Below are 26,562 nucleotides of genomic sequence, written 5' to 3'. Positions count from 1 at the left end.
TAAACCCTCCTCTTCTCTGTGCATATCCGGCATGATCACGTATAATTTGCTTATATGTAATCGCTTTCAAAGTCGGGAGTGAAATCGCATGATTAAGCTTCTGCTCGTCGAAGACGAGTCCGCTACCAGAAAAGGGCTGATGAAGCATATCAAGTGGCATGAACTGGGCGTCGATGTCGTCGAAGAGGCCAAGGACGGCATCGAAGGACTCGAAGCGGCCCGCCGTTTGCATCCCGATATCGTCGTCTCGGATATCCGCATGCCGGGCATGAACGGCATCGACTTCACCGCATCGGTCCGGGAACGGTTTCCCGCCTGCAAAATCATTTTCTTGAGCGGGCATTCCGACAAGGAATATTTGAAAGCCGCCATCCGCATCAACGCAGTCAGCTATGTTGAGAAACCGATCAATATCGAGGAGATCCAGGAGGTGATCGCAAAGGCCGTACGGCTGTGCCGGGAGAATCTGAAAGTCGACCATATGGAAATGGCGTTGTCCGAGAGTCTGCCGTTCATCAGGCAGAATATCGTCAACGGGTTCATTCGCAGCCCGGTCCGTGACGGCGAGCTGAGACGCAGCTTGCAGCTTGCCGGCGTCTCCTTCGACCCCGGCAACTCGTATACGGTTTCCATCCTCGTCCCCGCGTATGGCGAGGACGAGCCGCACGACGTCAAACTGCGCTGCGCCAACCGGATCATCGACTATCTGCATCAAGCCTCGAACGGCTTTACGCACTTGGCGGTCATGCAGGATTCCGCACGCATCGTCGTCATCTCCGCGCATCGGCCGGATCGCCAGAAAGAGCTGGCCGCGGTCTTCCCTCTGCTGACGGCGCATCTGAACGATCGGCATTCGCCATGTCCGAAGCTGTCCTGGATCGTCGGCACCGCCTCGCCCGGATGGCCGGGAATACCCGATTCCTACGAGACGGCGACCGGGTTTCTGAGCCATCTGTTCTACTGCGACTTCGGCACGATCGTCTATGCCATCGACAAGCCTAACGCCGTGTACAAGATCAATAACGAACTCCTTCCTTCCTACGCGAGGCTGCTGCAGGAGCTGAACAAGGATGCGATCCTATCGTTCACGGACCAATTGTATCGGGCTATCCGCACCCAGACCGGTACGCCGGTCGACGATGTCAAGAACCTGTTCTACCGCATGCTGCGCATGCTCGCGGAGCAAGCCGAGCAGCGCGGCCTGCACCTGAGCCAGTCCGGATCCGAACAAGAGGAATACGATTGGGCGATGATGTCCAAGATCGGCACGTTCAAGCAGCTGAAAGACTATTTTCAGCGCAGGGCCTCCTTTCTCCTCGACCGCATCGCGAACATGGAATCCAACTGCCGGGCCGTGCAGGACGTGAAGAAGTATATACGGGGCAACTACGGCGACAAGGAAATAACCGTGAATCTGCTGGCCGATCACGTTCACCTGACGCCGACCTATCTGTCGACGCTGTTCAGGAAAGAGACAGGCAAGACGATCAGCGAATATATCACGGAAGTCCGCATCGCGCGTTCCGCAGACTTGTTGATGGAGCCGCAATCCAAGCTGTACGAGGTCGCGGATCTGTCGGGCTACAACGACGCCAACTATTTCGCGAAGGCATTCAAGAAGATAACCGGCATGACGCCTACGCAATTCAGGAGAAAACATCAGCCGTGAGAAACCCGCTGCGGACGTTAACCGGATTATTCACGCACATGCAGATTCGGGGCAAGCTCCTGATCTCCTATTTCATCCTCATCTTCCTCCCGCTCGCGCTGATGACTTCGTTCTCGTACAAGAACGTATCGCGCGATTACGAGAAACAAATCCTTCACTCCGCGGATCAGTCGTTCGACCAGGCCTTCACGTTCTTGAGCTATAAACTGAATACGCTGATCAACGCCTCCGACGTCATCTATTTCAACGCCGACGTTCAGACGATGCTGACGAGGGACAAGCATGCGTTCGGGGATGATTACGTGCAGCAGAATATCGACAGGCAGAAGCTGGAATCTTTCTTAAGCAGTTTTCAGAATGCCGAAGACGTCTATCGGGCCAGCCTGTACGTGCCCGGATGGCTGATGTATGCCGGACAGAACTTCAACTTCTTCGACATGGACGCCTTCTCCGCAACCGAGAGCTACCGGTCGTTGCTCGATTCCAAGGATAAGGTCAGCTGGCTGCCGGAACATGCGATCACGAACAACAATACCCATCTCGACCCGGTGGCGGTCATCTCGCTGCTCCGCAAAATCCGCAACAGCGAGCAGACGGCGCAAATCATCGGCATTATCGAACTGAACATTCGCAAGGATATGATCGATGAGATCCTGCAGAAAGCGAATATCACGAACGATGGCGTCGTCTACATTCAAAATTCGAACGGCGCTGTCGTAAGCTGCTCCAACATGGACAATTATCATCGCATCGGCCCGGATCCGGCGCTTATCCAGGATACCCAGGACGCGCTGGACTCCGAGGACGGCGGCATGTCATGGAACAACGCGGAAATCGGCAGCAGCGAGTATGTCGTCAAGACAAGGGCGATCGAGAACACGGATTGGACGATGGTGACGGCGATTCCATTGACGGAAATCTTTACGCAAAGCATCCGCATCCGGGACCTCATGCTCTTATTGATGCTTGTCTGCGGCCTGCTCTCCTACGGACTGGCCTACTTGATTACGGGCGCAACGGTCAAACGCATCTTGCTGCTGAAGAAAAAAATGCGCCTGGTGCAGGAAGGCGTGCTGAACGTAGAAGTGCATTCCACGATCCCCGACGAGATCGGCGAGCTGACCGACAGCTTCAATCACATGGTCAAACGAATCCGGCTGCTCGTCCAAGAACAGTATCAGAACGGCAAGGAAATCAAAAACCTGGAGCTCAAGGCGCTCCAGGCGCAGATCAATCCGCATTTTCTGTATAACACGCTCGAAATGATCAACTGGAAAGCCATCGACAACGACGTGCCCGACATCGCGGTCATCTCGCAATCGCTTGCCAAGTTCTACAAGCTCAGCCTGAACAAGGGCAAAGACATTGTCGCCGTCGAAGACGAAATCAATCATATTCGCGCCTATGTGCAAATTCAGAACTTGCGCTTCGACAATAAAATCAAGCTGGACGTTCGGGTCGCCCCCGAGTTGTACGGCTGCGATATCCTGAAGCTCATCCTTCAGCCCTTGGTTGAAAATGCCATTATCCACGGCATACTCGAAGCCAGGAACAGCGAGGAAGGCACCATTACCGTGACCGGAATGCTCCAGCGCGGCGAGATCGTCTTGACCGTCCGGGACGATGGCGTGGGGATGCCCTCGGAACAAGCCGAGGGTCTGCTTGCCGGCGGGAACGCCAACGTTGACGCCCACGGATACGGCATCCGCAACATCGACCACCGGATCAAGCTCTGCTATGGCCAGGAATATGGCCTCGCCTACCGTTCATCGCCGGGCGACGGCACGGAGGTCGAGATACGCTTGCCGCATCGCGTCCGGTAAACAAAAGGTTCAGGAGGGATGTCATCCTTCCTGAACCTTTCGTCCGTTTACATGGATTTACTTGTTGGCCGCCAGAAACGCGTCCAGCTGCTTCTGCATTTCGGTCATGATCTTCTCCGAGCCTGCGGCTTTGATTTTGGATTGGAGCGTTTTCAGGCCGTCTTCCGGATTCTTGACGTAGCCGTAGTTGAGCGGGAACGAATACTGCTGCACGATATTCGTGACGGCGGCCATTTCGTTCTTGACCGGCTCGAAATCCGGCGTGAAGAGCGCATACGGGTTCTCTCTCGCCTGATCCGCCAGCTTCTGGCGCACTTCTGCGTTGTTTGGCGGAGTACCGACAACATCGTAGCGGAGCTCTGGCGCCTTGAAGCCCCAGGAGCAATAGCCATCCGGCGCGAAGCCGTCCAAATCAAGCGGTTTCAGCTTATTGTCGGCCGTAATTTCATAATGCTTGCCCTCGATGCCATAAGTCAGGAGATTGTTATAGCTTCGATCCGTGCGCAGCAATTCAAGGAGCATCAGCGCGCGTTCCGGATTTTTGGACGAAGCCGGTATCGCCATGCCGTCCTGCATCGCTTGCGTTTTATACGTGTACTTGCTGTTCAAATAGAACTGGACATCCCAATCCGGATGCTCCATGTACACGCCGCTCCAGGAATCTTGATTGTGCAGTTTGGACGCGGCCTTCCCTTCCGTTAACATTTTATCGTCTTTGTTGGAGAGAATCGATTTGGACCAGTAGCCCTTGTCCCCCCACTCTTTCATTTTCTTGAAGTAATCCAGGATGCCGTCCGTCTCATATAAGTTAAAGATCTTCGGATTGGCATCATCCATGTTGATATAGAACGGGGAAAACTGGCTCGACAGTATACCGTAATAGCCTTGAGCATTCGCATAATACGATTCAAGACCGCCGGACGAGCTGATATCGCCGCTTGGATCGAGCTGCGGATCGTTCTTCACGACCGCATCCATGTATTTGCCGTAATCGTCGATGTTGTTAATCGATGTCAGTCCGTATTTCTTCATAAGATCGCCTCTGACGATATAGCCCATATCGCCATACTGATAGAACTCCGAGGGCATGGCGAAGAGATGGCCGTCCACTTCCGTCTGCTTGTAGAAATCCGGGGTGATCTGGGCAAGGCTCTTCGGCGCGTATTTCTTGGCCAGGTCCTTGATATCCATGAATGCGCCTTTCCGGGCATTCTGATAAAAGTTCGTCCACGTCGAAGCGTAGATCAGGTCGATCGGTTCGCCCGAAGCCAGCAGCAGCGGATATTGCGTGCCATAATCGGCCCAGCCGACCCAGTTCACTTTCAAGGTGGCGTTCAAGTCCTTCTCCAGCTTCTTGTTCAATTCGGCAAGCACCATGTCGTAATCCCTGGCAGGCGATCCGATCAGGTACATGGTCAGGTTCACATGCTTGGACAGGTCAATATCCGCCGCCGCCGCAGCGTTGCCGGTACCGGCATTATCCGTCTTGCCGCTCGCATTGTCGCCGGTGCTTGAATTGCCGTTGGTCTTCGAATTGCCGCTCGTGTTGGAATTGCCGCCGTTGCCCGTATCGGCGTTTGAATTTCCGGCGTTATTGCCGCAGCCTGTCAGCGCGACCGCCATGACGAGCACGGCAGCCAGCAGCAGCGTTACTACGTTTGATCTTCTCATACGCATCCCCCTTGAACGAGTCGTTTATGCGATAAACCGGATGATCCGGCATTATCCTTTGATTGCGCCGACCGTAAGCCCCTTGACGAAATATTTCTGAACGGACGGATAGACAAGAATGATCGGCCCCGTCGCAATGACGGCCATGGCCAGCTTGAGCGACAAGGTAGGCACGGATATGGCGGCTACGCTGGCCATCTTGGAGATCCGGGAGATCGCCTCGGCGGATTGCAGCGTCGAAAACAGCAAATATTGCAGCGGGTACTTATCCGCGTCCGTAATGTAAAGCATCGCGTTGTACCAGTCGTTCCAGTAATCCAGGGCATAGAACAAGCCGATGGTCGCCAGCCCCGGCTTCGTCAGCGGCAGGATGAGCTTCATGAAGATCGTGAAGTCCCCCGCCCCGTCGATCTTGGCCGATTCGCTGATCGAATCCGGAATCGAACTGATGAACGTTCGCATCACGATGAGATAGAACACGTTGACAAGGAGCGGAAGAATCAAAGAGAGCATGTCGTTTTTCAATTGCAGGTATTTCACGAAGAAGATATAAGTCGAAAGAATGCCGCCGTTGAACAACGTCGTGAAGTAGAAGAAGAACGCAAGCTTGTTCCTGTACTTGAAATCCTTGCGGTTCATCACGTACGCCGTCATCGACGTCACGAATAGCCCGATGATCGTCCCGACCACCGTAATGAAGATGGATACGCCGTATGCCCGTATGATCGCTTCCGGGAACTTGAACAATACGCGGTAGGCTTCCAGCGAGAATTTGCTTGGCAGGATGCCGTAACCGTGCAGCGCGATCGCCTTCTCGTCCGTGAACGATCCGGATAGGAGGATCTCGAACGGCAGCAGGCATAGGATCGCCGCCACGGTAACGACCGTATAGCTGATCACGTTGAATAACAGATTCGCGCCTTCCGTCTTCGGAATCCTTCCCTTCGGGTCAAGCTTATTCTCCATAGATCCCCTCTCCTGGCGAAAACGTAATCGAGCCATCCATTAACCCTGGTCGTGAGCTCCGCTCACCCTGGTCGCGAACTTCGTTCGCTGCTCGGGTATGCCTCCTACTGTTCGGTTATGCGTCCTAGAACAACGCGTTGTCCGGTCTGGTCCTTCGTATGAAGCCGTTCACCGCCATGATGATGACGAAGCAGAGCACGGATTGATAGAAGGTCGCCGCGGCGGGCATCGCGATATCGCCGCTCGTCAGCAGCGATCGAAAGACGAACGTATCGATGACGTCGGTCGAATCGAATAGCTGGCCGTTATTGCCGACGATCTGATAGAACATCTGGAAGTCGCCGCGTAAGATCCGGCCGATATTCAACAGGAACATGATGAATATCGTCGGGCTGATCGACGGAATCGTAATATAGAAGACTTTCTGAAACACGTTCGCGCCGTCGATCTCCGCCGCTTCGAAGCATTCCGAGTCGATGCTGAGGATCGACGCGATATAGATGACCGACGTATAGCCGACCCACTTCCAGGAGTTGAAGAAACAAATGATGAATATCCAGACCGTAGGCGTTTCATAAAGGTTTACGGGGGCCATGTGCAAGGATTTCAACACCGAGTTCAACGTCCCGGTCTCATAGTTGAAGATGTTGTACACGAAGACGCCGACGATCGTCCATGAGATGAAGAACGGAAGGAAAATAATCGATTGCGATACCTTCTTGAAATACTTCCCTCTCATCTCATGAATGAAGATCGCGATCATGACGGCAAACAGCTGGGAGGTGATCAGATTGAGCAAGTTGTACAGAATCGTATTGCGCGTTACGCGCAGACCGGTCCCTGAATTAAAGAAGTACTTGAAGTTCTCGAACCCGTTCCAATGACTGCCGAACACGCCAAGATCGAACCGGTAATCCTTGAACGCCAGGATAATCCCCGTCATCGGGATGTAGGAGATTAAGAAGACCAATAAAACGGCAGGCAGCGCCATTAGAAATAAGGTACGATTTTTACGGAGTTCATAGAGAATGCCGTGCTTGTTCAACCGCTATCCCTTCCTTCGTCCGCGAGTCGTTGCGTCATTGCTTCAGAGGATTCAGTTGCACACCCTGTCCGTATACAGCTTGAGGAACGCTTTCGAATCGACGTGCTTGGCCGCCCGGATGACGGACTGGTCGGCGTTGCCGCGCCAGTAGAGCGCGCTTCGGTTATACGTCTGCCCGCGCGTAAACTCGCCTTGCGTCTCCACGACGATGTCATCCTGCTGGAATGCCAGCAGGCGATCGTCGAATACGGCGCAGACGGCCAGCGGATCGTGGAGCATCGGCTCGTGATCCGACACCTTCTGCCACCTGGCAAGCAGATCCGGGAGGTACGATGCCGATCGTTTCGGTCTGGTCATCAGCCGGCCCACGTCTTCCTTGCTCAGGATGCATTGCACGGTAACGTCCAGGCCGACCGCCCTGATCGGGATGCCGGATTCGAACACGACTCTCGCGGCTTCCGGGTCGCATCGGATATTCCATTCGCTCAGATGGCTGTAGAAACAGCCGCCCATCATGACGATTTCTTTCACCTTGCTCCGGAGCGCCGGCTCTCGGAGAATGGCGATCGCGATATTCGTCAGCGGACCGATCGGCACCAAGGTAATCTCTCCGTCCGATGCCATAACCGTATCGATGATGAAATCGACGCCGTTCGCGCCGAACCCTGTCGCTTCTCCATCCCTTGCTTCGTCGTATTGGTTCGGAATCTCATTCACGTCCGCCTTGTTCAGGATCGGTCTTCCGATGCCTGCGTGGACGGGAATATCCCCGCGTCCTGCCCGTTCAAGCAGTCGAACCGTTATTTTCGCCCTCGCTGTCACATTTTTGAAGACCGTCGTAATGCCGAGCACATCCAGTTCGGGCGACTCCAGCGCAAAGGCGATCGCCAGCGCGTCGTCGATATCGTCGCCGATATCCGTATCGATGATGATCTTCGTCCTCTCCATCTTCAGCCTCCATAGCTAGGTATTTTCATTCGCGCTCATGCGTTGCGCATGCGGCCCGAACTATTTTGAAAAGGCTTACATACTCTATTCTAGAGGGAATCGGGACTGGTTCATATATACAAAAGTACGATTTCAAGTAAAAATATACGATGTTGCGCAATGCGAAAATTGTCGCCGGTTTGTCGTTATTTCGGAGTAACGAAAAAGCCAATCCGATCCATGAATGGATCGAACTGGCTTTGGATTACATGTTAAAGGCTGCCGCGCGGCAGCCCTTTGGTTATAGAACATCATCTCTGATTCGAGGAACAAAGGTCCGCGCAGGGCGTCTTTTCGCTATCGATTCATTCCAGAGCACCGTAAATAACTGTCCGCAGCCTAGGATGAATATAAGGCTCGTGGCTTGGAAGCATTTGCTGCATATAGACGACGGACAATTCCTCGTGCGGGTCGATCAGCGTCCACGATCCGGCCAAGCCAGCCCAGCCGAATTCGCCGATCGTGCCGTTGTTTCCTCCCGTTGCGGGATCCATCAACACGCGAACCCCAAGGCCGTAGCCGTAGCCGCTCATTTGCGACCAGTCGAAATCCTTGAGCTGCTGCGGGTTTAAATGATTGGTCCGCATCAGTTGTACCGTCTTCGGACCGAGAAGCCGGACGCCATTCCATTCGCCGCCCCTCGACAGCGCCTGCGCAAACCGGCTGTAGTCACCGATGGTCGACAGCAGGCCGCCTCCGCCGCTTTCGTATTTGCATCCCGGTTGGTAGGGGGCGTCCATTCGATCGTTGACGGTCAACGTGCCGTCTTCCGCGATGTCGTACATCGCGCATAACCGATCCCGCTTGTCGTCCGAGATTCGGAACGAGGTGTCGTTCATCCCGAGCGGTTCGAAAATCTCCTTCTGCAGAAACGCTTCGAAGGTCGTGCCGGACAACACCTCGATCAAAGCGGCCAGAACGTCGTGGCTTGTGCCGTATTTCCAATGCGTGCCTGGATCGAACGCAAGCGGGATGGCCGCCAGCTGTTTGGACAGCTCTCGCATGTTCATCGTGGCGACTGCGTTTTTCATCATTGCGAGGGTTTGACGCTCGGTTTCCGTATCGTTACCGCCATATGTAAGTCCGGATGACATGGTGAACAGATCCTTGACTCTGATTGATGCAGACGCCGGAGACACCGTCATGTCGCCATTTTCGTTGCTGCGGTATACCATCGGATTTTTGAACTCGGGCAAATACTCCTCCAACGGATCGTTCAACAGATAGCGCCCTTGCTCGTAAAGCATCAGCGCGGCCGTGCAGGTAATCACCTTCGTCATCGAATAAATACGGTAAATGGTATCCGTGCTGATTTTCTTCTTCGTGTTCAGATCCGCATAGCCGAAGTTGTCCTGGAATAATACCTCTCCGCGCCGAACAACGGTTAAAGCACAGCCCGGCGGTCCCTTCTCCACGATGCTGTTAAGAAGCGGGGTCAAACGTTGTTGTATCCGATTCATCCCTATATCCCCTTTCGGAAAGCGCTTACCACCAATAGTATCATACGGTTTGGATGGCGTAAGTAGGACAATCGTCTTGGTTCGCAAACGAATCAAAAGCACCGCCTTCAAGCCGGTACCTTAATGGAAAATTCGCAAAAAAATGAACAGCTGCCTAGGGGAGCTTGCAGCCGTTCGAATCGAACTCCGTTCCAATGACGGTCATTAATTAATACAGCCCCCTGATCGTCTTGCACTCTTTTAATCGAATGTTATGCTCGCGATTGACCTTGTTCATGAACGCCATTTTGTCGCTATCGTTCTCGCACACCGTCGCATGCTTGATATACGCGAGCCAGCCCTTCTTTTCTATGCAGGAGAGGTAGAAAGGATACCGATCGCGGGATTGGAAAATATAATAGCCCGTTTTAATCGATCTCCATTGCTCGGTCATCATGCTGCGGAGCGGAATGCGGGAGCGCTTGTCCCAATCTTGCTCTTGCTGTATGTTGCGAATTGTTTTATAGATTTGTTTAATGATAGTCGCATCCCTCACCACCACGAAGGAATCCCAGCCCGAATGCTTCGCGATTTCAATCAAATCATGCTGTCCGTCGCCGAACCAATATCCTCTCACCATGCGTTGATGGCGTTCATTATACGTCCAAACCGCTCCGAACCACCGGTACGATAAAGAATACATGTCCAAGTACCCTGGGGCACACGCGAAATGAACCTCTGCATGCCTAACCGTATGCATTGCCTCTCTCTCCTCTCCGTAACAATAAAATTCTAATATAAACCTTCGTAAATAAGGCGTAAATTAACCGTGACGGAATGTAAAAAATACACAAACGCGTTCGGGAGCTAGACCTGAACATTCGGCCATCGAGCAGCGAACGAATGATTACGAAAAAGACGCCTTTAGGCAAAGGCGCCGTTTGCGATCGAAGAAATTAATCCCGATCGATACGCTTCTCGGTTAGGACCGGTATTGATCGTCGGTGACTTTCTCCATCCAATCGACCGACCGGCCGTCGAGACGTTCTTGAATGGCGGTATGGGTCATAGCCGTAGTCGGGGATGCTCCGTGCCAATGCTTCTCGCCTGGCGGGAACCAGATCACGTCTCCGGGACTGATGTGCTCGATCTGACCTCCCCAGCGTTGAACCCTCCCTTGGCCCGCCGTTACGATCAGCGTCTGCCCCAGTGGATGCGTATGCCAAGCGGTCCGTGCGCCAGGCTCGAACGTGACGCTGGCTCCGGCTGCGCGTGCCGGGTCGGCTGCTTCGAACAATGGATCGATGCGAACCGTGCCGGTAAAATAGTCTGGCGATCCTTTACCGGAAGGTTGGGATCCGATTCTTCTGATTTCCATTTTCCATATTCCTCCATAAGCGTTGCGATTTTTGTTGCAGCCATGTCGCGGCCTTTGTTTCCTGGCGCTCTCTTCCGGATGAGAAAGCGGCTGCAAATAAGCATCCACGTCAATCGTAGCCGACACGGTGTTGAGAATCAATTCAAAACGACCGGCAAAATCGTTAATCCAGCGATGGCTGACTTCTTTGCGAATAACATTATCGATCGCCACGGTTTGAATTTTGCCGCGCAACATCTTCTTTCATCGCTGCTTGGCATTTGCTTTGTTCCCTGCACTGCTGTAATATTAAGCATCTAAATGCTACTTTTGGAGGACGACTAAATCGTGACAAAAGAAAAGCCGATTTTCAGCGCAAAACAAGAATTGAAAACAGACCAGGATTTTGAGTTAGCGATTATGCATAAAGAACCCATCGAGACCTTCCAAGACCGCATGCGGCTTAGACCCATCACCACGATTAGATCTTACAACGATCATTCCGTGCGGATCTCCGATGGAACGACGATCTTCCGTAATTCGAGTAAGTTTTATACGTTGAGCGAGGAAGACAGGGCAGCCTACAATTCAAATTAAGTCCGTTAAAGGAGGCGCATCCAGCCTTCTTTTTTATTTCCGCCATTATAAAAGCAGGTTATCTTCCGATAACCTGCTCGTTAGTTCGCTGCCGAGTCTCGCGTCCCGGTGCCGCGTTACTATGTTTTCGTACCATCGAATCTTGCGGTACATCAAGATACGATTAAAATGGCTTCAAAACCATCAGCACCAATACGGCAATCATCAGCAGCTGTGCCGCCGTCTCGACAGGTACGACCTTTTTCATCAATCGACCGAGCTCGGAGGGAACCTCGTCCCCATTGCCTTGATTGATAGCTGCCATTTCCATGACCTTCTTCATGCGCGGCCCGACCAAGCCTTCGATCGTGGCGATCATGAGCAGCGACAGAAGGATCGATAGATTCAACCACGCTTGGGACAGCCCCGTCTTCGCTATGATCATCAGCCATACCCCGGTAATAATAAGTACGGTTCCGCCGAGTTTAGGCAGGATGGCGATTTTGTTCGTTACATCGATCGCAAAGCGCAGCTGGCCGGCGGTTCTGGCGGATCTTCGAATGACGGGTACCACGAAAGCGGGACCGACGATCGCGATTGCAGCCAGGACGTGAAATACGAGGAGCCATCCAAACAAACTCACCATCTCCCTTACTCCTCACTAGCGAACCGCAATCGTGCTTTGATAGGCGAGACCGACCCTTTTCCCCTTGAACGGCCCTCCGAGCTCGATATGGTCCAGCATGCATTTCGCGACATCGTCGTAAGCGACATTCAGCTCTTGAAACCGGCTGAACAAGTGACCGGCTATTTCGGCCTCGGAATATGCCTTGATCGTCTCCGGCATCGGAACGGGCAACGCGTCCGTCGTTACAAGCAGCTGAACCGGCTCCGGAGACTCCGTCGAATCCAACATGGTTCCCGGACACATCATGGACCAATCGAGCCGAGTCCGTTGCAGCCTTTCTAAATTCCGGTTATGGTTTTTATACTCGGGCGGGAAGCCGGGTAAATTGTTGCCGATCAGGCCGGTATGGGGAATATCCAGCAGTCCGGCTCCTCCCATGATCCATACCCGACCGGAGAAGCTAGGTTGGCCTTCGCATTGGCTAATAATGTTATCGACGAGACCGACGAACTCGTCTCCCTGGCCCGCATGGCCGGCTGCGATAATCGCGACGTCTTGCTGCGCGAGCGCCTCGCCGACGATCGCCGGGTTCATCATATCGCCCGCGATCACCTTCACTTGCTTTGCGGCATGCTCGCCAAGTTGTTCGGCAAGCTTCCCGGCATTTCGCACGAACGCGGTCATTTCATGATCCATTTTCATCCCTTGCGCCAGCACTCTTTTCCCGGTATTCCCCGTCGCTCCAAAAACAATCATTTTCATTGTATTTTCCTCCTCGTAATGGCTTCCAATATTTTCTTGACTCAAGCTTAGCATCGCTTCGGAATCTTGTTAAGAACCCACTTTAAAGTAGGGTACTTACTTAAAAGTTAGTATAGATAAACAAAAGCCGCCCGGAATTTCCGTGGCAGCTTTTGTTTGACGTAGATTGAATTACGCATGCGCGTGCACGCGCATTGAACCCGCTTTAGGACGCGGACTCTTCGTATTTCCGTTTATTATGGTTCTCTCCCCAAGCACACATGACTTCCGCTACGGGAATCAACGTTCGGCCGTATTCGCTAAGCGAATATTCAACCTTTGGCGGGATGGACGGGAAAACCGTTCTATCGACGATCCCTTCCTGTTCCAAATCTCGGAGATGTTGCGAAAGCATCTTTTGCGAGACATCCGGGATCAGCTTTTCCAGGTCGTTGTACCGCTTCTTGGATTCCGTCAAATGCCATACAATCATAGGTTTCCATTTGCCGCCTAAAACATGAATGAGCGTCTCCACCGGGCATTCACGCTGATGAATCATCGAACATCATCTCCTTACTTTGAAGTAAGCGCATTTCCTGAAATTGACTTACTTTAACTTTATAAGCATGCTACGTTCAAGTCAATCGTTTAGTGCGATTTGTTCGTTCGCTTCATTGTTTTTTGCCTGCGCATTTTGTCAACATAATTTCGATGAATAGAATGCGAGTATACATATTTTGTTTTAGCTGTATGATTAAAGGTGTCACGATTCACTTTGCGATATGGTAATTCTACATATCGCCTTTTTTATTTTATCCTCTCAATCACAACTGAAGTTGCGCTTTGGGCTTTTTTTATGGCAAAAGCAAAGCCGACAAAAAGGGCCGTCCTCTGCGGGACGGCCCTTGCTGTTGTATGCGAGTGCTATTCACGCTTGTTTCAATGGGCTTGCATTCGTCCGGCATTTGATATGCCCGAGATGCTGCCCTTCATGATAAAAGCTGAAATTCAATACCTCGCCGATCGAATCCATTTCCGTGCCGAACAAGCGCAATGGCTTGTTTGCTTTTTCTTCGAGGTTCCGAGTGCCGAGCTGCGACTTGATATGATCCATTTGTCCTTTTAGCAAGGAAGCCAGCTCCTCCAGAGTCGGAGGTTGCGTTTGCCAATCGGCAGGTTTGGACCCGGATTTGAACATGGCGATATGCGCTTCGGACAAATAAGGGGTCAAACCCACGAAATTATTCAGAAAAAGGTCGGTAAAAGCAACGATATGTCCAAGATGCCAACGGACGGTGTTTCTGTACCCTGCCGGCATTTCATCCGCGATCTCGTCCGTAATGGATGCGATGGATTTAATCGTCATCTCGCGAATCACTTCAAGTTGATTTAATAATTTTTGTGCGTGCATTGTATTTCTCCCTTAGTTACTGTTATTAATTGCGAAGTACTGCCGAAGGTGTTGAGATATAACATCGCGCTGGCCGCAACGATGAAACTGAAGATGAGAATCGAATTGCCGTATAACAACGCGCTGGCATCCGATAGGACAGCGTAAACTGCATGGCGTTATTAGGAATCGATAGATTACGTTGCTATTTTTCATGAAAAAATCCCGTTTGCGATTTAACGCAGCGTTTTCAATGCTCCGCTCCAAGCGGCAACTTGGTCGAGCATCGCATTAACGGCAGCCTCCTGATGAGGGGCAGGCTTGAAGACGCTGAAGTTTTCGAAATCCGTCATAAGCGATAGCCCCACTTGCGCGCGTACGTCGGCCATTTGAAGTTCTCCGACGATGAGTCTGAGATTTTCGATCGCACGCGCTCCGCCGGTACCCCCATAGCCGACAAAGCCTGCCGCTTTATCCTTCCATTCATGAAAAAGAAAATCAACGGCATTTTTCAATGCTCCGGAAGTTGCATGATTGTACTCCGGCGTAACGAATACGAAGCCGTCGAAGGAATTGATTTTCTGCGACCAAGCAATCGTATGCGGCTTGCTGTACTGGCCCATTGCCGCGGGCATCGGTTCGTCCAACAACGGCAGATTGAAATCGGCAAGATCCACAAGCTCGTAATTCGCATCGTTGCGTTTCATCGCTATGTCGGTCACCCAACGCGCTACTGCTTCGCCGTTGCGTCCCGGGCGGGTACTTCCAAGAATAATTCCAATGTTCAACATGTTATTTCCTCCATTTGAGTTCGATTTAAGCGGTGCATTCACGCTTCCTTGCGAAGCTTCTTGACTATTTGGACGTTTACTTAACAACCGTTTAAAAAAAGACGTGCCATTCACTCCTCTCCCGAAAATGCAATCCTAATAAACAATATAAATAGGATATAAATATAATATAATTACAATAGTTGTTTGTCAATCGATCCCCAAATTGACACTCCATCATCCTATTGTTAGTATACAAATATCCACAATCTCGAAGCATTCAGTCTGATTAAGAGGGGGTGATTTTTTGAATTTCAAAGAGGAACAAAATAAATTGGACTTGCGATTGTTACGGGTTTTCGCGAATGCTTTCCAGGCTGTGCATAACAACCTCGAGAAAGATGTCGCAAAGCACAATCTTAGTCCTGAAACCTTTCGGATACTGGAATTGCTTTATAGCAAAGGTCCTCTTCCCCTTCAAAAAATCAGCGAAAAATTTTCCATCCCGAGCGGAAGCATCACCTTCGTCGTGAACAAATTAGTCAAGCAAGGACTCGTCGGGCGGCAGCCGAACCCCCAAGACGGCAGAGCGAACGATGCCGTACTGACCGCGCAAGGAATGGCTTTATTTGATGATTTTTTTCCGAAACACGTGGAAACGATCTCTCAAAACTTCTCCTTTTTGAACAACGAAGAGAAAGAGCAGCTCATTGTTTTATTGAAGAAAATGGGGATAGGGTCACAGAAATTACAAGGGTAACTCCTAAATGCTTTTAAGCTTTCCTGTCAGAATCGTACCGTTTAACCAATCTCCGGTTCTCCCTCATCCTTCGGTTTCTTCCCCATTGGTGTTGTTTCATACCGGCGTCAGTCGAGGCGATCTGACGGCTCGCAGAAAACGACCGGCATCAAGCGAAACTAAAAAAGCCGGTCGCCGGTTGATTTCCGACGACAGGCTGCTTCATGCCTATTATTTGTTTAATGTCATTAACTGATGACATATCGCCGATATTTCTCGGAGGCTTGTTTTGCGCCTTATCGGATTGCATGGCCAATCACCGTTATCAGCGCCTCGGCTTGCTGTCCCAGTCTGCGCGCGCCCGCCGTGATGTCGGCGGCGATCCTCGCCCGTTTCACGGGCTGTCCGACCGGAGCGGTTAAGCGAAACTGAAACCGAGCGACAGCTTGCGGTTCCATCTCCGATTGCTGTTCGCTTTGTTCGACGACCCAGCTTTCCGGGACAATTAACTTCACGGTGATATTCTCCCGCGTAGACAGCGGATTCAATACCTCCACCGTGATTTCGGCTGCTTCCCCGTGCTGAAGCTCCAGTTGATACGGCTTGATCCAAGCACTGAACCCTTCGGCCCCCATATCGATCTTCTCCAGCGGCAGAAGAAGATCGTGCAGCGCCTTCAACTCTTCGCCGTCGCGCGCAAGCTGATTCAAATACTCGGGCGTCACTTCAAGCGGATCCCAATGTCCGGATAGGATTACGTCGGGATTCAGCCTGCGGTACAGGTCGGCGCTCAACCTGTAATCATGGGAACGGAACTTGTTCTTATAGACATAATTATTCAGCTTCCCGTCCGTGCCCTGCTGATCGCCGATGGCTGCGATCTTTTTCCCGTCTACCTCGAATGCAATCGCGACCGCATACAGCGTATGGCCAGGCTGTTCATAAAGCCGCAGCACGTACTCCTCCCACACGATCGGCTGTTCGAGCGGCAGCCGGCGGTCGACCGCGATGGGATCGTACCACAAGCACGGAACGTCGTAACGCGACGGATACTCGAGAAGATCGGCAAAATTGTCGGCGACCCAGGTTTGCGCGCCTTCCGCTTCACGTAACAGATTCAGGCCGGCCACATGGTCGTCATGGTAATGCGTCGGGATCACGACATCGATCCGGTCTAGCCGATATCGCTGCTTCAGCTGCTGGATTTGCCTCAGACCCGGACGGCGCGACGCGCGATCGGTGCCGGCGTAAAAGGTTTGATGGATGTTCGGATAGCCGAGATCGATCAGCAGCGCCTTGCCGCTCTTGGATAAGAGTGCATACGAATTGGCGAAGGAACGGGTATTCCAGATTAGATGAGGCGTAATTTCCACATAAGCGGGATTTAATATTTCCTCCAAGCTCGCATACTGCCCGCGCAATTGCAGGAGTCGCTTCAAATGATCGACAAGCAGCTCGAGAGCCGGCGCTGGGTCATGCAGGATTTCCCCGTGGGAAGGAAGAAGCAGGTGCAGCTTCATCTCAAGCAAATCCATTGCGGACAAAATAGTGCTGACTGCGCCTTCGCATCCATTATAGGACCACTGCGTCGCCGACATCGACCACACCTTGCCGGGTGCGGCGATCAAATCGCCCGTAAACGCGACCTGCCGGCCATCCACCTCGGATACGATCGAAATCGACCCGATCGTATGACCCGGCGTCGGGACGATCGAGTAGGTTCGTCCGCCGAACGTATGCAGGGAATGATCTTTCAGCGTACCCGTGATCGCGATCGGCTCCAAGAGGGAGAATTTATCCTGGCGGACATTATAATTGTTATACATCTCGCGTCCTTGCCAGTGGAGATCCACGTTCGTAAACAGATCCTGCTCGTGATGCGGCACCCATATCCTCGCCGCGGTCGCGATGGCCTTATCCAGTCCCTGCGCCTGATCCCGATGATGATGGGTGATCAAAATATCCGTCACGCGCGCCACCCCGATGGATCGGAGCTCCTCCAGCACGGATCCGGATCCGAAATCGATCAGAACCGCTTCGTCCTCGTTTCTGATCACGAATACATTGCACGTATCTTCGTAGAGAAACATATGCTCACTGATTCTTGCCAGCATCGTATCGGCTCCTCCTTGTTCAAGTCGTTCCACTAATAACATTCACCGTCATCCAGCGATTCCCTTTTAAGATAAAGACAAGAAGCGCTAGCCATAAAAAAAACCGCGCAAAGCGCGGCAGCTGCAGCTGCAGCTATGTCCTCTTACGACCATAGTCGGCGACGAATATTAATGATCCATGTATTGCTCATCCGGCTCGTTCAAAGCGGCTGCCAAGATTTTGTCCGCAACGAATTCGGGCGTATCGGATGGGTTGGAAGATCCTTGCGGCGGCTGTTGCAGAACGCCCAGCGCGTTTTTGCCAAAGTCCGTGGCGGTTGCGCGAGGATGAACGGTAATCACCCGGATATGCTCCGAGGCCAATTCTCCTCGCGCTGTATCGGAAAGCATATTCAATGCGGATTTGGTGGCTGCATAGGCTCCGATTCCAGGAATATTCATCTTGGCGACCACCGAGCTTACATTGATGATCAATCCTCCTCCTTGCTGCCGCATGATTGGGATCGCAGCTTGCATGGCGGCTAAAGGTCCGATCACATTAAGGTCAAAAATCTTCCGCAAGTCAAGTGGATTGATATCGGCGACCACGCCGACTGCGGCTTGTCCTGCGTTATTGATGACTACGTCGAGGCGACCAAAGTACCGGGCCGTCTCCTCGACGACGCGTTGAACTTGCTTCGGATCGCTCAGGTCGGCGGGCAGAGCTATGGCGTCACTTCCTTGAGCCTTTATTTCTTCGGCGAGACGATTAAGTACATCTGCAGATCGAGCCACGAGTGCTAATTTGGCGCCAGAGGCTGCAAAGCGGCGCGCCGCGGCCAAGCCGATTCCGGCGGATGCGCCGGTAATAAGAACGACCTTGTCATGAATTTCCATTTATCATGTTCCTTTCTTTGAATGAAATGAGGAGCGCAAGACCGATTCCTTCGTTAGCCACGATGACCATGGCGACGGGTTTACCCTGCATAGCGTCCCTTCTTTCTTGCAATCGTTAACTGCATTGCATCTAGGTTGATGCGTCAACCTGTGCTTACTTTAGCATGTTGAGGTTGACGTGTCAATCATGTTATAATGCCTGCATGGATAATAACGAACTGAGCGAAAAAGAAATGCAATTATGGCATACGTGGAAAGGCTCCTTCCAAGGCATTTTCGGCCGCGTTATCAAAGAGATGTCCGAGCATACGGGATTGTCCGAGGGTGACTATGGCGTATTGGATCGGTTAATCCTCTTGGGGAACGGCAGCCTTCGCCAACAGGAATTGGCGGATTCGATGGACTGGGATAAGAGTCGGTTGTCGCACCATTTGACGCGGATGGAAAAACGCGGACTCGTGACGAGGAAACCATTGGATACGGATCGCGGCGTTCGGGTCATGATCACTCCCGCCGGCAAATCGTCGTTGGACGATGCCCGGCCCATAGCCGCGCAGGCCATACGCAAACATTTCCTCGATCATCTAACGGATCAAGACATCGAGTCGATTAACAAGTTGGCCGAACGAACGAATCCAAAGAGTTAAGCATATGGGACAGTACCCGAACAACAGAATCAGCAACCTGCAAAAAAACCTCCAAGACCCATAATGGATCTCGGAGGTTATTCGACTTTGCATGCACAGGCTTAACCTAATCCTTACGGATGGATAAAGTTGTATAGGTTGTACATCAGCACGGCCGACTCCGCCCGCGAAGTCGTATTGTCCGGGTGAATGGCCCCGCTGTCGCCGTGAACCAGTCCGGCTTTTACTAACGCCGCTATGCTGCCGAGCGCATAATCCGAAATGTCGGCTTTGTCTTTAAAACGGGATAATTCGTTAGCGGACGCCTCGTCGGTCAGTTTATCAGCTGCTTGAAGGGCGCGTTGCGTCATCACCATCATGTCCTGCCGGGTGAGGAATGCCCCGGGATTGAAGCGGTTATCGCCGACGCCGTCCGCGATGCCGTTCGCCCTTGCAATCCGCAGCGCGTCATCGTAATAGGCATTTTCCGGCACGTCCGCGAAGCGTTCACCAGGCTGTCCCTGCAATTCCAGCGTCCGAACCAGCAGCAGGACGAAATCGGCGCGGGTAATCTTTCCTAACGGCTGGAATTCCCGTTCCGATGTCCCATCAATGATGCCTTTTGCTGCAAGCACCTCGATCGGGTTTTTCGCCCATTGCAGCCAGCCGATATCGTCGAATGACTTCATGACGTAAGTTACGGCGTACGTGCCAAGCTGCCTCGCGGTGAACGTTACGCTGCCCGTGGCCGGATTATAGTTTCCGTTCGGCACGGATCTCGCCTGGCCTTGGCTGTCCATGTACCAGATCACGAGATGCTCGGGATGAAGCCGTTCCTCGGCTGAAGGCGTATACGGGATGCTGATCGTCACCGGCGCTTCCGGATTGCTCCATGCAATGTCCCGGCCATTGACCAAGAGGGATAACTCGATTACGGGACGCACGCCGATCTGGTTTCTGACGGCTTCATCCAACCGTGTTGGATCCGCTTGACTGATCTGCAGCGCCGCAACATCGGTTGGCGATCCGCCGGGCTGCAGCATGTTGCTGGACAGCACGATCGTCGCGAGCGGAGTCGCGACTTCCATATGAATGCGGGACCGTACGGAGTCGGATAGCGCGGACCGGGGCATCTCCAACCTATAGGCGGCGACATTGTCCGCATGCGGCATTTGAATGACCGCTTTTCCGCTTGAATCCGATCTTGCTTGGTCTGATATCTGCTCCCATTCCGCGGCGTCAATCTTGGCAACAGCGGTTTTCGTCGCCGTATCGACGCTGACTTCCGGCTGCACGACCCCGCTTGCCGGCGGAGTTGCAGGATCTGTCGTCGGGTCAGTACCCGAGCCGGTGCTTGGGTTTGTGTTCGGGTTAGTGTTCGGCGGGCCGGCCACAATCGTCACCGTCGCACGGGCATCGCTCTTCAGCTCCTGCGATTGCAACTGGGCGTTCACCAACTTCAGTCCGGCCAGCTTGACCGCGGCTTCCCCTTGGCCAACGGCGATAAACGTCAGCGTATACAAGGCTGCGCTGCCGTTTTGCCCCGAACCGCCGTTCACTTGCGTGTAGACGAGCCGAATGCCGTTGCCATTGACGTAAGGCGACATCGCGAATCCGTCTTCTCGACCGGGTACGGCCCCTTTGAACTGGAGCAGCGCAGGATCATAGGTCAGATTAAGCTCATACGCGTATAAATCATCCAGCTGGTTCCCCATTATGGCCACCTGAAATTCATTGCCTTGAACGGGTTTTGGATTGGTCGTGCTCAGGGAAAAAACGGGAGCTGCGGAAGCATCGGCCTGCAAAGGGAGCATCCAAGCAACAAGCAGCAGCGTAATCAGGCTGGTCAGACGGATCTTGACTGTCATGGCGGGTCTCCTCCCGAAACGACGACGAAGAGGAAGGCCATGCCTCCCTCATCCGCTCGTTTCGAATGTAAATTAAGATTCGAATATCAATTGCGAAATCGCCGCCAAGTCGACGATATCGATCAATTGGTCAACGTTGTAATCGTAACGCTTGACGCGCCCCCAATCGGCCGCCGCCGAAGTAAGATCGTACGCGCCGGCCAGCACGCCGAGATCCGCTACGGTGGCAATCGTATTGACCGTTCCGGAGAATGCCGACAGCGCGGATTCCAACTGAAGCTTGGCTGCATCCACTTCCTCTTGGGTGACGCCGGCCGCGTTCGACGTTGCTTGTCCGTCTTCGACCGCCGCTTGCAGCGCGGCTTTCGAACCTGCAGGGAATTGCCCCCACAGCGTCCCTTCCATCGCGTCGTTCAACGCTGCGCTAGTGTTGGAGATGGCGTCGTTCAAGGCTGATTTATCCGCCGGGACGACGACCGTAATGCCCATCGTTACGCCCGCTCCAGAATCCGCTTGCTGCGTGCGGCCTTCGTTGTCCGACACCGCGATATCGCTCAAAGCGATGGCGGCGGTCGATGCTGCCGAGAGCGCGGCGGCACTGAAATTCAACTGCAGCAGATCGCCGTCCGACTGAATCGGACGATCCGCATCCGTGAAGGCAAGTATCCGAACATGGCCGGGCGATCGTTCATCGCTGTCCAGGACGGTCAGCCCTTCCTGCAGCGAATCCGCTCCGGTGAAACTGACTTTGGCGGGGTCGAAATTCACGGTCAGATCCAGCGCGTATATGTCGGATGCGACGTTCGTCATGCCATAGTTCAATTGGAACGGACTGCCGGCTTCAACGCCGGAAGCCCCGGTCAAACTGCCGGTCATCGTCGTTGGCGCCGGCGGGGACCCGGGCCAGCCGATATGGCTGAACACCGCCGAAGTCAGCGAGGAGGTGCTTTTCCCGCTGACGAACAACCCGACCGAATAGTGATCCGGAAAGCCGCCGTTTGCATCCTGGAAATTCGTCGTGCCCTGCAGCGTCCAATTCGTTCCGTCCGTCGACGCGTAGGTTTTCACCGCGGTGACGGTGCCCGTTTTGGACTTCGTTGCTTTGAGCCATATCGGCAATCCGCCCGTAGTCGCGGTGCCGCGGGAAGTCCAGACGTTGTCCCGGTATTGATGGTAGACATTGTTGTTCTTCATCACTGCGATCCCGGCATATTTCGAGGAAATGCCCAGCGTTTGCCGCACCATGATGCCGGCGACCGCATCCGCGGCGCCCCCCGTCAAACCTTCCAGTTTGGCGACGAATTCGGTATCGCCGCTCAGGTCGCCCACGTACGCATATCTAAAGCTGTCCTTGTCGGCCCATAATTCGCCGGTTTTGGCGCTGAGGGTGATTGTCCCCGGATCCTGGTCGCTCACGGTCGTGATGCCTTCCGTGATGCCGGCTCCGATATCCTGGCTCGTATAAGGCGCATCGGCCGGCGGCGTGATCGTCGGCGGCACGGGCCATTTCACGTCGCTGAACGATGCCGAAGCCGTTTGCCCCAACGATCCGGAGCTTACGAACATGCCCGCGTAAGCATCCGGCGTGTCGAAGCCCCATAACGTCACTTCATCGACTAGCTTCTCCCAGGTCGTGCCGTCATTCGATTTGTACACGTTGAACAACGCGTTCGACGTTCGGGTCAGCTTGACCCAGACGGATCCGGCAACATGATTATCGATGATTGTTGTCCGATTGTCGAACGAAGTGCCGCCGCCACGGGATCTGACATTGAGCGTCCCGTCCTTGACGTAGACGTCGATGAACTGCGGATTGGCGCCGGACGCGGCGTCATCCAGCGTCTTGCGTATGAGCAGACCGGCCATGGCGCCATTTGTCCCGGTGACGTTGTCAAGCTTCGCCGAGATGGAGAAATTGCCTGCCACGCCGGATTCGAAGACGTAGCGGTAGCTATCGGGCGCGTTGCCGAGGCCGATGCCGGAACCGGTGATCGCGTAGCTGCCGCCGTTCATGGCTGTCGTTCCAGGCGTCGCGGTCCCGATATCCATGCCGGCGATTCCGCCTTTGAAGGCAAAATTGGCCGTGATGGCTTTATTCGCGTTCATGGTAACCGTGGCGGGATTCGCATTCCCCGACAGATCGCCGCTCCAACCCGTGAACAAGTAGCCGTCGGCCGGAGTTGCGGTCAGCGTCGTTGAAGCTCCCGCCGTGAACGATCCGCTTGTCGGCGTTACGCTGCCTCCGCCCGTTGCATGGGCCGTCAAGGCATACACGGGGACAGCTTTGAAATTAGCCGTGATTCGCATATTCTTGTCCATCGTGACGGATTGGATCGGATTCGTGCCCGTCGCATCTCCGCTCCACGAATCGAACACGTATCCCAGGCTCGGAGCAGCGGTTAGAATGACCTCTTCCCCCTGCAGATAGGTTGCTTTGTCAGGGCTTGCGGATACGGTGCCGCCATCGGCCGTCACGGTCAGCGTATAGCTGGCCAGCGGATCGAAAATCGCCGTCACGGCTTTGTCGGCATCCATGACGATCGTTGCCGGACTCGTCGTCCCGCTCAGATTGCCGCTCCATCCGACGAAGGCATATCCGTAATCGGGGATAGCCGATAACGTCACTTCGGTACCTTCGTTATAGGTGCCGCCCGGAACGTCGACGTCGATCTTGCCGTGTTCGGCGGTTGTCGCGAGCGTATGCGTAGCCGTCTCGGCAAATACGGCCGTCACGTTTTTGGAAGCGTCCATGGTGACCGCGACGGGATTGGCGGTTCCCGTCACGTCGCCTTCCCAATGATCGAACGTATACCCCAGATCGCCGGAGGCTTGCAATGAAACCTCCGTACCCGCGGCGTACGATCCCGCTGCCGGGAGGACGCTCCCGTTCTCGGCCTGCACGCTCAGCTCATAGAGCTGGGTCGGAATGAGCGGCAGCATCGAAGCGGCATTATTCGCCATCGTTTTAATGACGAATTCGTTTTGCACGCTCCACGAATCGGTATAACGGTAAGCGGGCGGATAGCTGGCGTAGGCAGGCGAAACATCATTCTTTGCCGCCGCATTGTGCGCATCGTCATACCAGGACGGATAAGCGTCGCTTTGCAAATCGGAAGCGGGATAGCCCGGCGGAGGTTCCGGCCAACCGCCGTTGCCGTTTGCGTATTGGATGTACTGATACTGGTTCAATTCGCTTACGAACCATCGCGGCTCGCGCTGCGGATCCCCCAACCCGGTAATGAAGGTCCTGCTGACCGCATTGGTTCCCAATTCGTAATTCCAGGTGGTCTGTATGCGATTCAGATAGTCCGCATCATGCGTTACGCCGTATCCGATCACGATGGGGAACAAGTTGGAAGAAGCGAACCGCCAGCCGATCGCATTGGGGAAGCCTTCGTCCTGCATATTGCCGCCGAACGGATGCTCATGATTCATCTCGACATCGGCGTAGGCGACGATTCCGTTGTGTGCCCAGTCCTTGAGCGCAGCGGATAAATAATCGTTGCGGTTGATCGAAACGAACGTCGGCACCATCGGGCTGTCCGTTTCCCAATTCCAATGCATGATCGAGGTATAATCGTTCATATTGGTCGGAAGCTCGCTGGTCATCCAAGGCATATATTCCGCGGAATCGCCCGTTGCCTGCAGCAAGCCGCTGGCCGCAAACAGCATCTCATCCGACCACGTATGCGGAAATCCGTCCAACGTTTTGTCGTAAGCCGTTGCTTCATGCAAGTATGCCGGATCCTCGTAATGGGCTTTGAATCCGTTATACGCCTTTTTCGCCGCAGTCAAATATTCCGCCGCTTTCCCGGGATAATACTCCTGCATGATCGGCGTGTTGTAAGCCATGGCCAAGGCGCCCGATGCCAGCAGCGTCTCCGCCTTGTTCGGCCCCGCCGTGACGTTATAGAACACCCGGTTGGCAGCCCCGGCTGGCGGCTGACCTTGCTCGTAGCCCCCCGAAGCGGCGTTCGGGTCACCCGGTCTCAGATAGTTCGGCAGCGTGCCGTCCGTGGACGTATTCATGACCGCCTTGTACAGCCAATCAAGCTCGTACACCAATTCGTCGAGGAAGTCCGGTTTGCCGTTGCCGGATTCCGGCAGGTTGAGCGTCTCCCCCAAAGCTTTGATTTGATCGGGATAATACGTTGCGGCGGATAGCAAAATGGCGGACGTCCAGGCAGAGTTATAAGGATACTTGCCTCTGTCCCCCGCATCCATGTGGCCGCCGGTCAAATCCACGCGCGAAGCGTCCAGATCGCCTCCGTTGGATTTGAACAGGGCTTGATCGATCGCATCGTCCATATGGGCTTCGGGACGGTTCCAATGCGTAACGTTCGGGTCGTCCAATCCATGGTCCCCGTCGCGCAGCATGGTCATGCCCCTGATCGTGGTATAGGCGATTTCATCCTTGTAGAGCGAGCTGTCGATTTTGAACGGATAGGAGCGTCCCACCGTCGGAACATAGATCGAATACGTGCCTTCCGCGGCAAACGAAGAAAAGTCGAGCGCGTAGATATCGCTTTGCGACCATCTGTCGTTATCCGTGGATAGCACGATGTTCCCGGTATACACGGTTCGACCCGTCGTATCCTGGACGTAGAATTTCGGAATTCCGCTGAAGTCTACGGTTCCCTGCCCGGTCCACAGCGACAAATAAGCGACTTTGGAGCCTTCCGAGAGATAACCGACCTGGTTCGAATGGATGACAAGATTGGGTTTGGCGAGATCGAACGCGAACGTAAAAGGACCCGCAGCGGCGACGGAGCCGCTAAGCGTCACGGTATAGGTTTTATTCGCCTTGAGTTTGGCGCCGGAGGGCATCTTCAGAAACAGGTTATACGTATTCTGAATGTTGCCGATGTCTTGGCTGAGGCTGGGATTGTACGGCGCCGACTCCGGCAAGCTGCGATAGTTGACGAGGATCGGCTGGACGCCCCCGGCATAATCCGGGTCATCGCTGCTCGTTATCGTATAATTCGCCGTATTCGCAACGGTGGCATTGTTATACTTCTGGTCGATCAGCTCGATCTGCACCCATTCCGAATCCACCGCATAGGCTTGCGACGTCTGGGCGACGTAAGGAATCGGCGCGCGTTCCTTTAACGGCTGTTCCGACGCGTTTGCTTGCGGCAAAAAGGAAAAATCGGCCAGGCCGGTCATTAATACCAACGATAAAACCATCAACGCATAACGTTTCAATTTCAACATCACATATGGCCTCCATTCTTCTGCATTCCTTGCGTGCGCACGTATAAACTCCTTCTGAACCTT

Annotated in this window: 21 protein-coding genes; 5 read left to right on the top strand and 16 right to left on the bottom strand. The window is 53.6% G+C overall.

Annotation, left to right across the window (positions count from 1 at the left end):
• The first annotated feature begins 88 nt into the window (after positions 1–88).
• Entirely contained in the window at positions 89–1,669 is a 1,581-nt protein-coding gene (locus AC50YL_RS20385; protein WP_494834294.1) for a response regulator transcription factor, read from the top strand.
• Entirely contained in the window at positions 1,666–3,492 is a 1,827-nt protein-coding gene (locus tag AC50YL_RS20380; RefSeq protein ID WP_494834293.1) for a cache domain-containing sensor histidine kinase, read from the top strand. Before AC50YL_RS20385 ends, AC50YL_RS20380 begins: the two co-directional genes overlap by 4 nt.
• 57 nt (positions 3,493–3,549) lie before the next feature.
• Here the strand turns inward: AC50YL_RS20380 and AC50YL_RS20375 are convergent, their stop codons facing one another.
• The 7 genes from AC50YL_RS20375 to AC50YL_RS20345 form a co-directional block, all read right to left on the bottom strand.
• Positions 3,550–5,163, bottom strand: a complete 1,614-nt coding sequence (locus AC50YL_RS20375; protein WP_494834291.1) for an ABC transporter substrate-binding protein — start codon at positions 5,161–5,163, stop codon at positions 3,550–3,552.
• A 51-nt stretch (positions 5,164–5,214) separates the two neighbouring features.
• Complete coding sequence (locus tag AC50YL_RS20370) at positions 5,215–6,129, bottom strand: carbohydrate ABC transporter permease (protein ID WP_494834289.1); 915 nt, start codon at positions 6,127–6,129, stop codon at positions 5,215–5,217.
• 124 nt (positions 6,130–6,253) lie between these two features.
• Positions 6,254–7,174 (bottom strand): ABC transporter permease, encoded by a 921-nt coding sequence (locus AC50YL_RS20365; protein ID WP_494834288.1) that lies wholly within the window; start codon positions 7,172–7,174, stop codon positions 6,254–6,256.
• A gap of 51 nt (positions 7,175–7,225) precedes the next feature.
• Entirely contained in the window at positions 7,226–8,122 is an 897-nt protein-coding gene (locus AC50YL_RS20360) for a nucleoside hydrolase (RefSeq protein ID WP_494834286.1), read from the bottom strand.
• A 344-nt stretch (positions 8,123–8,466) separates the two neighbouring features.
• Complete coding sequence (locus tag AC50YL_RS20355) at positions 8,467–9,621, bottom strand: serine hydrolase domain-containing protein (RefSeq protein WP_494834284.1); 1,155 nt, start codon at positions 9,619–9,621, stop codon at positions 8,467–8,469.
• A gap of 208 nt (positions 9,622–9,829) precedes the next feature.
• A complete protein-coding gene (locus AC50YL_RS20350; protein ID WP_494834283.1) occupies positions 9,830–10,303 on the bottom strand; it encodes a hypothetical protein in 474 nt (157 codons plus the stop codon).
• 279 nt (positions 10,304–10,582) lie between these two features.
• Positions 10,583–10,978: a (R)-mandelonitrile lyase gene (locus tag AC50YL_RS20345; RefSeq protein ID WP_494834467.1), complete on the bottom strand. Its 396-nt coding sequence runs from the start codon at positions 10,976–10,978 to the stop codon at positions 10,583–10,585.
• Between the two features lie 327 nt (positions 10,979–11,305).
• Here AC50YL_RS20345 and AC50YL_RS20340 point away from each other — a divergent pair, with 327 nt between their 5' ends.
• Positions 11,306–11,554 carry a hypothetical protein gene (locus AC50YL_RS20340; RefSeq protein ID WP_494834281.1) on the top strand — a complete coding sequence of 83 codons (249 nt, stop codon included), beginning with the start codon at positions 11,306–11,308 and terminating at the stop codon, positions 11,552–11,554.
• A 163-nt stretch (positions 11,555–11,717) separates the two neighbouring features.
• Here the strand turns inward: AC50YL_RS20340 and AC50YL_RS20335 are convergent, their stop codons facing one another.
• The 5 genes from AC50YL_RS20335 to AC50YL_RS20315 form a co-directional block, all read right to left on the bottom strand.
• Positions 11,718–12,179, bottom strand: coding sequence for a DUF2269 family protein (locus AC50YL_RS20335; protein WP_494834280.1), 462 nt, complete (start codon positions 12,177–12,179; stop codon positions 11,718–11,720).
• A 15-nt stretch (positions 12,180–12,194) separates the two neighbouring features.
• On the bottom strand, positions 12,195–12,923 hold the full coding sequence (locus tag AC50YL_RS20330; protein ID WP_494834278.1) for an NAD(P)-dependent oxidoreductase: 729 nt from the start codon (positions 12,921–12,923) through the stop codon (positions 12,195–12,197).
• A gap of 205 nt (positions 12,924–13,128) precedes the next feature.
• The gene (locus AC50YL_RS20325; RefSeq protein ID WP_494834276.1) at positions 13,129–13,461 is read right to left on the bottom strand and encodes a winged helix-turn-helix transcriptional regulator; all 333 of its coding nucleotides are present in this window, start codon (positions 13,459–13,461) and stop codon (positions 13,129–13,131) included.
• Positions 13,462–13,830: 369 nt separating this feature from the next.
• A complete protein-coding gene (locus tag AC50YL_RS20320) occupies positions 13,831–14,313 on the bottom strand; it encodes a DinB family protein (protein ID WP_494834275.1) in 483 nt (160 codons plus the stop codon).
• 215 nt (positions 14,314–14,528) lie between these two features.
• Positions 14,529–15,083: an NADPH-dependent FMN reductase gene (locus tag AC50YL_RS20315; RefSeq protein ID WP_494834273.1), complete on the bottom strand. Its 555-nt coding sequence runs from the start codon at positions 15,081–15,083 to the stop codon at positions 14,529–14,531.
• A gap of 286 nt (positions 15,084–15,369) precedes the next feature.
• Here AC50YL_RS20315 and AC50YL_RS20310 point away from each other — a divergent pair, with 286 nt between their 5' ends.
• Positions 15,370–15,822 carry a MarR family winged helix-turn-helix transcriptional regulator gene (locus tag AC50YL_RS20310; protein WP_494834272.1) on the top strand — a complete coding sequence of 151 codons (453 nt, stop codon included), beginning with the start codon at positions 15,370–15,372 and terminating at the stop codon, positions 15,820–15,822.
• A gap of 275 nt (positions 15,823–16,097) precedes the next feature.
• Here the strand turns inward: AC50YL_RS20310 and AC50YL_RS20305 are convergent, their stop codons facing one another.
• Both AC50YL_RS20305 and AC50YL_RS20300 read right to left on the bottom strand, forming a co-directional pair.
• The gene (locus AC50YL_RS20305; RefSeq protein ID WP_494834271.1) at positions 16,098–17,915 is read right to left on the bottom strand and encodes an MBL fold metallo-hydrolase; all 1,818 of its coding nucleotides are present in this window, start codon (positions 17,913–17,915) and stop codon (positions 16,098–16,100) included.
• A gap of 168 nt (positions 17,916–18,083) precedes the next feature.
• Positions 18,084–18,791, bottom strand: coding sequence for an SDR family NAD(P)-dependent oxidoreductase (locus tag AC50YL_RS20300; RefSeq protein WP_494834269.1), 708 nt, complete (start codon positions 18,789–18,791; stop codon positions 18,084–18,086).
• A gap of 233 nt (positions 18,792–19,024) precedes the next feature.
• On the opposite strand from AC50YL_RS20300, the gene AC50YL_RS20295 reads away from it, so the two are divergent.
• Positions 19,025–19,438, top strand: a complete 414-nt coding sequence (locus tag AC50YL_RS20295) for a MarR family winged helix-turn-helix transcriptional regulator (protein WP_494834267.1) — start codon at positions 19,025–19,027, stop codon at positions 19,436–19,438.
• Between the two features lie 113 nt (positions 19,439–19,551).
• On the opposite strand, the gene AC50YL_RS20290 is transcribed toward AC50YL_RS20295, so the two are convergent.
• Positions 19,552–21,285 (bottom strand): S-layer homology domain-containing protein, encoded by a 1,734-nt coding sequence (locus AC50YL_RS20290; RefSeq protein WP_494834266.1) that lies wholly within the window; start codon positions 21,283–21,285, stop codon positions 19,552–19,554.
• A 72-nt stretch (positions 21,286–21,357) separates the two neighbouring features.
• Positions 21,358–26,499 carry an InlB B-repeat-containing protein gene (locus tag AC50YL_RS20285; protein WP_494834265.1) on the bottom strand — a complete coding sequence of 1,714 codons (5,142 nt, stop codon included), beginning with the start codon at positions 26,497–26,499 and terminating at the stop codon, positions 21,358–21,360.
• Positions 26,500–26,562 lie beyond the last annotated feature (63 nt).

The organism is Paenibacillus sp. J22P277, from assembly GCF_059383675.1.
This window is presented reverse-complemented; position numbering and strand designations above follow the sequence as displayed.

Coding starts and splice junctions, on each gene's coding strand:
- AC50YL_RS20315 (WP_494834273.1), bottom strand. CDS start 15,083: ATGTTGAACATTGGAATTATTCTTGGAAGTACCCGCCCGGGACGCAAC.
- AC50YL_RS20355 (WP_494834284.1), bottom strand. CDS start 9,621: ATGAATCGGATACAACAACGTTTGACCCCGCTTCTTAACAGCATCGTG.
- AC50YL_RS20305 (WP_494834271.1), bottom strand. CDS start 17,915: ATGCTGGCAAGAATCAGTGAGCATATGTTTCTCTACGAAGATACGTGC.
- AC50YL_RS20375 (WP_494834291.1), bottom strand. CDS start 5,163: ATGAGAAGATCAAACGTAGTAACGCTGCTGCTGGCTGCCGTGCTCGTC.
- AC50YL_RS20360 (WP_494834286.1), bottom strand. CDS start 8,122: ATGGAGAGGACGAAGATCATCATCGATACGGATATCGGCGACGATATC.
- AC50YL_RS20345 (WP_494834467.1), bottom strand. CDS start 10,978: ATGGAAATCAGAAGAATCGGATCCCAACCTTCCGGTAAAGGATCGCCA.
- AC50YL_RS20285 (WP_494834265.1), bottom strand. CDS start 26,499: ATGTTGAAATTGAAACGTTATGCGTTGATGGTTTTATCGTTGGTATTA.
- AC50YL_RS20350 (WP_494834283.1), bottom strand. CDS start 10,303: ATGTATTCTTTATCGTACCGGTGGTTCGGAGCGGTTTGGACGTATAAT.
- AC50YL_RS20295 (WP_494834267.1), top strand. CDS start 19,025: ATGCAATTATGGCATACGTGGAAAGGCTCCTTCCAAGGCATTTTCGGC.
- AC50YL_RS20370 (WP_494834289.1), bottom strand. CDS start 6,129: ATGGAGAATAAGCTTGACCCGAAGGGAAGGATTCCGAAGACGGAAGGC.
- AC50YL_RS20300 (WP_494834269.1), bottom strand. CDS start 18,791: ATGGAAATTCATGACAAGGTCGTTCTTATTACCGGCGCATCCGCCGGA.
- AC50YL_RS20325 (WP_494834276.1), bottom strand. CDS start 13,461: ATGATTCATCAGCGTGAATGCCCGGTGGAGACGCTCATTCATGTTTTA.
- AC50YL_RS20320 (WP_494834275.1), bottom strand. CDS start 14,313: ATGCACGCACAAAAATTATTAAATCAACTTGAAGTGATTCGCGAGATG.
- AC50YL_RS20290 (WP_494834266.1), bottom strand. CDS start 21,285: ATGACAGTCAAGATCCGTCTGACCAGCCTGATTACGCTGCTGCTTGTT.
- AC50YL_RS20385 (WP_494834294.1), top strand. CDS start 89: ATGATTAAGCTTCTGCTCGTCGAAGACGAGTCCGCTACCAGAAAAGGG.
- AC50YL_RS20330 (WP_494834278.1), bottom strand. CDS start 12,923: ATGAAAATGATTGTTTTTGGAGCGACGGGGAATACCGGGAAAAGAGTG.
- AC50YL_RS20335 (WP_494834280.1), bottom strand. CDS start 12,179: ATGGTGAGTTTGTTTGGATGGCTCCTCGTATTTCACGTCCTGGCTGCA.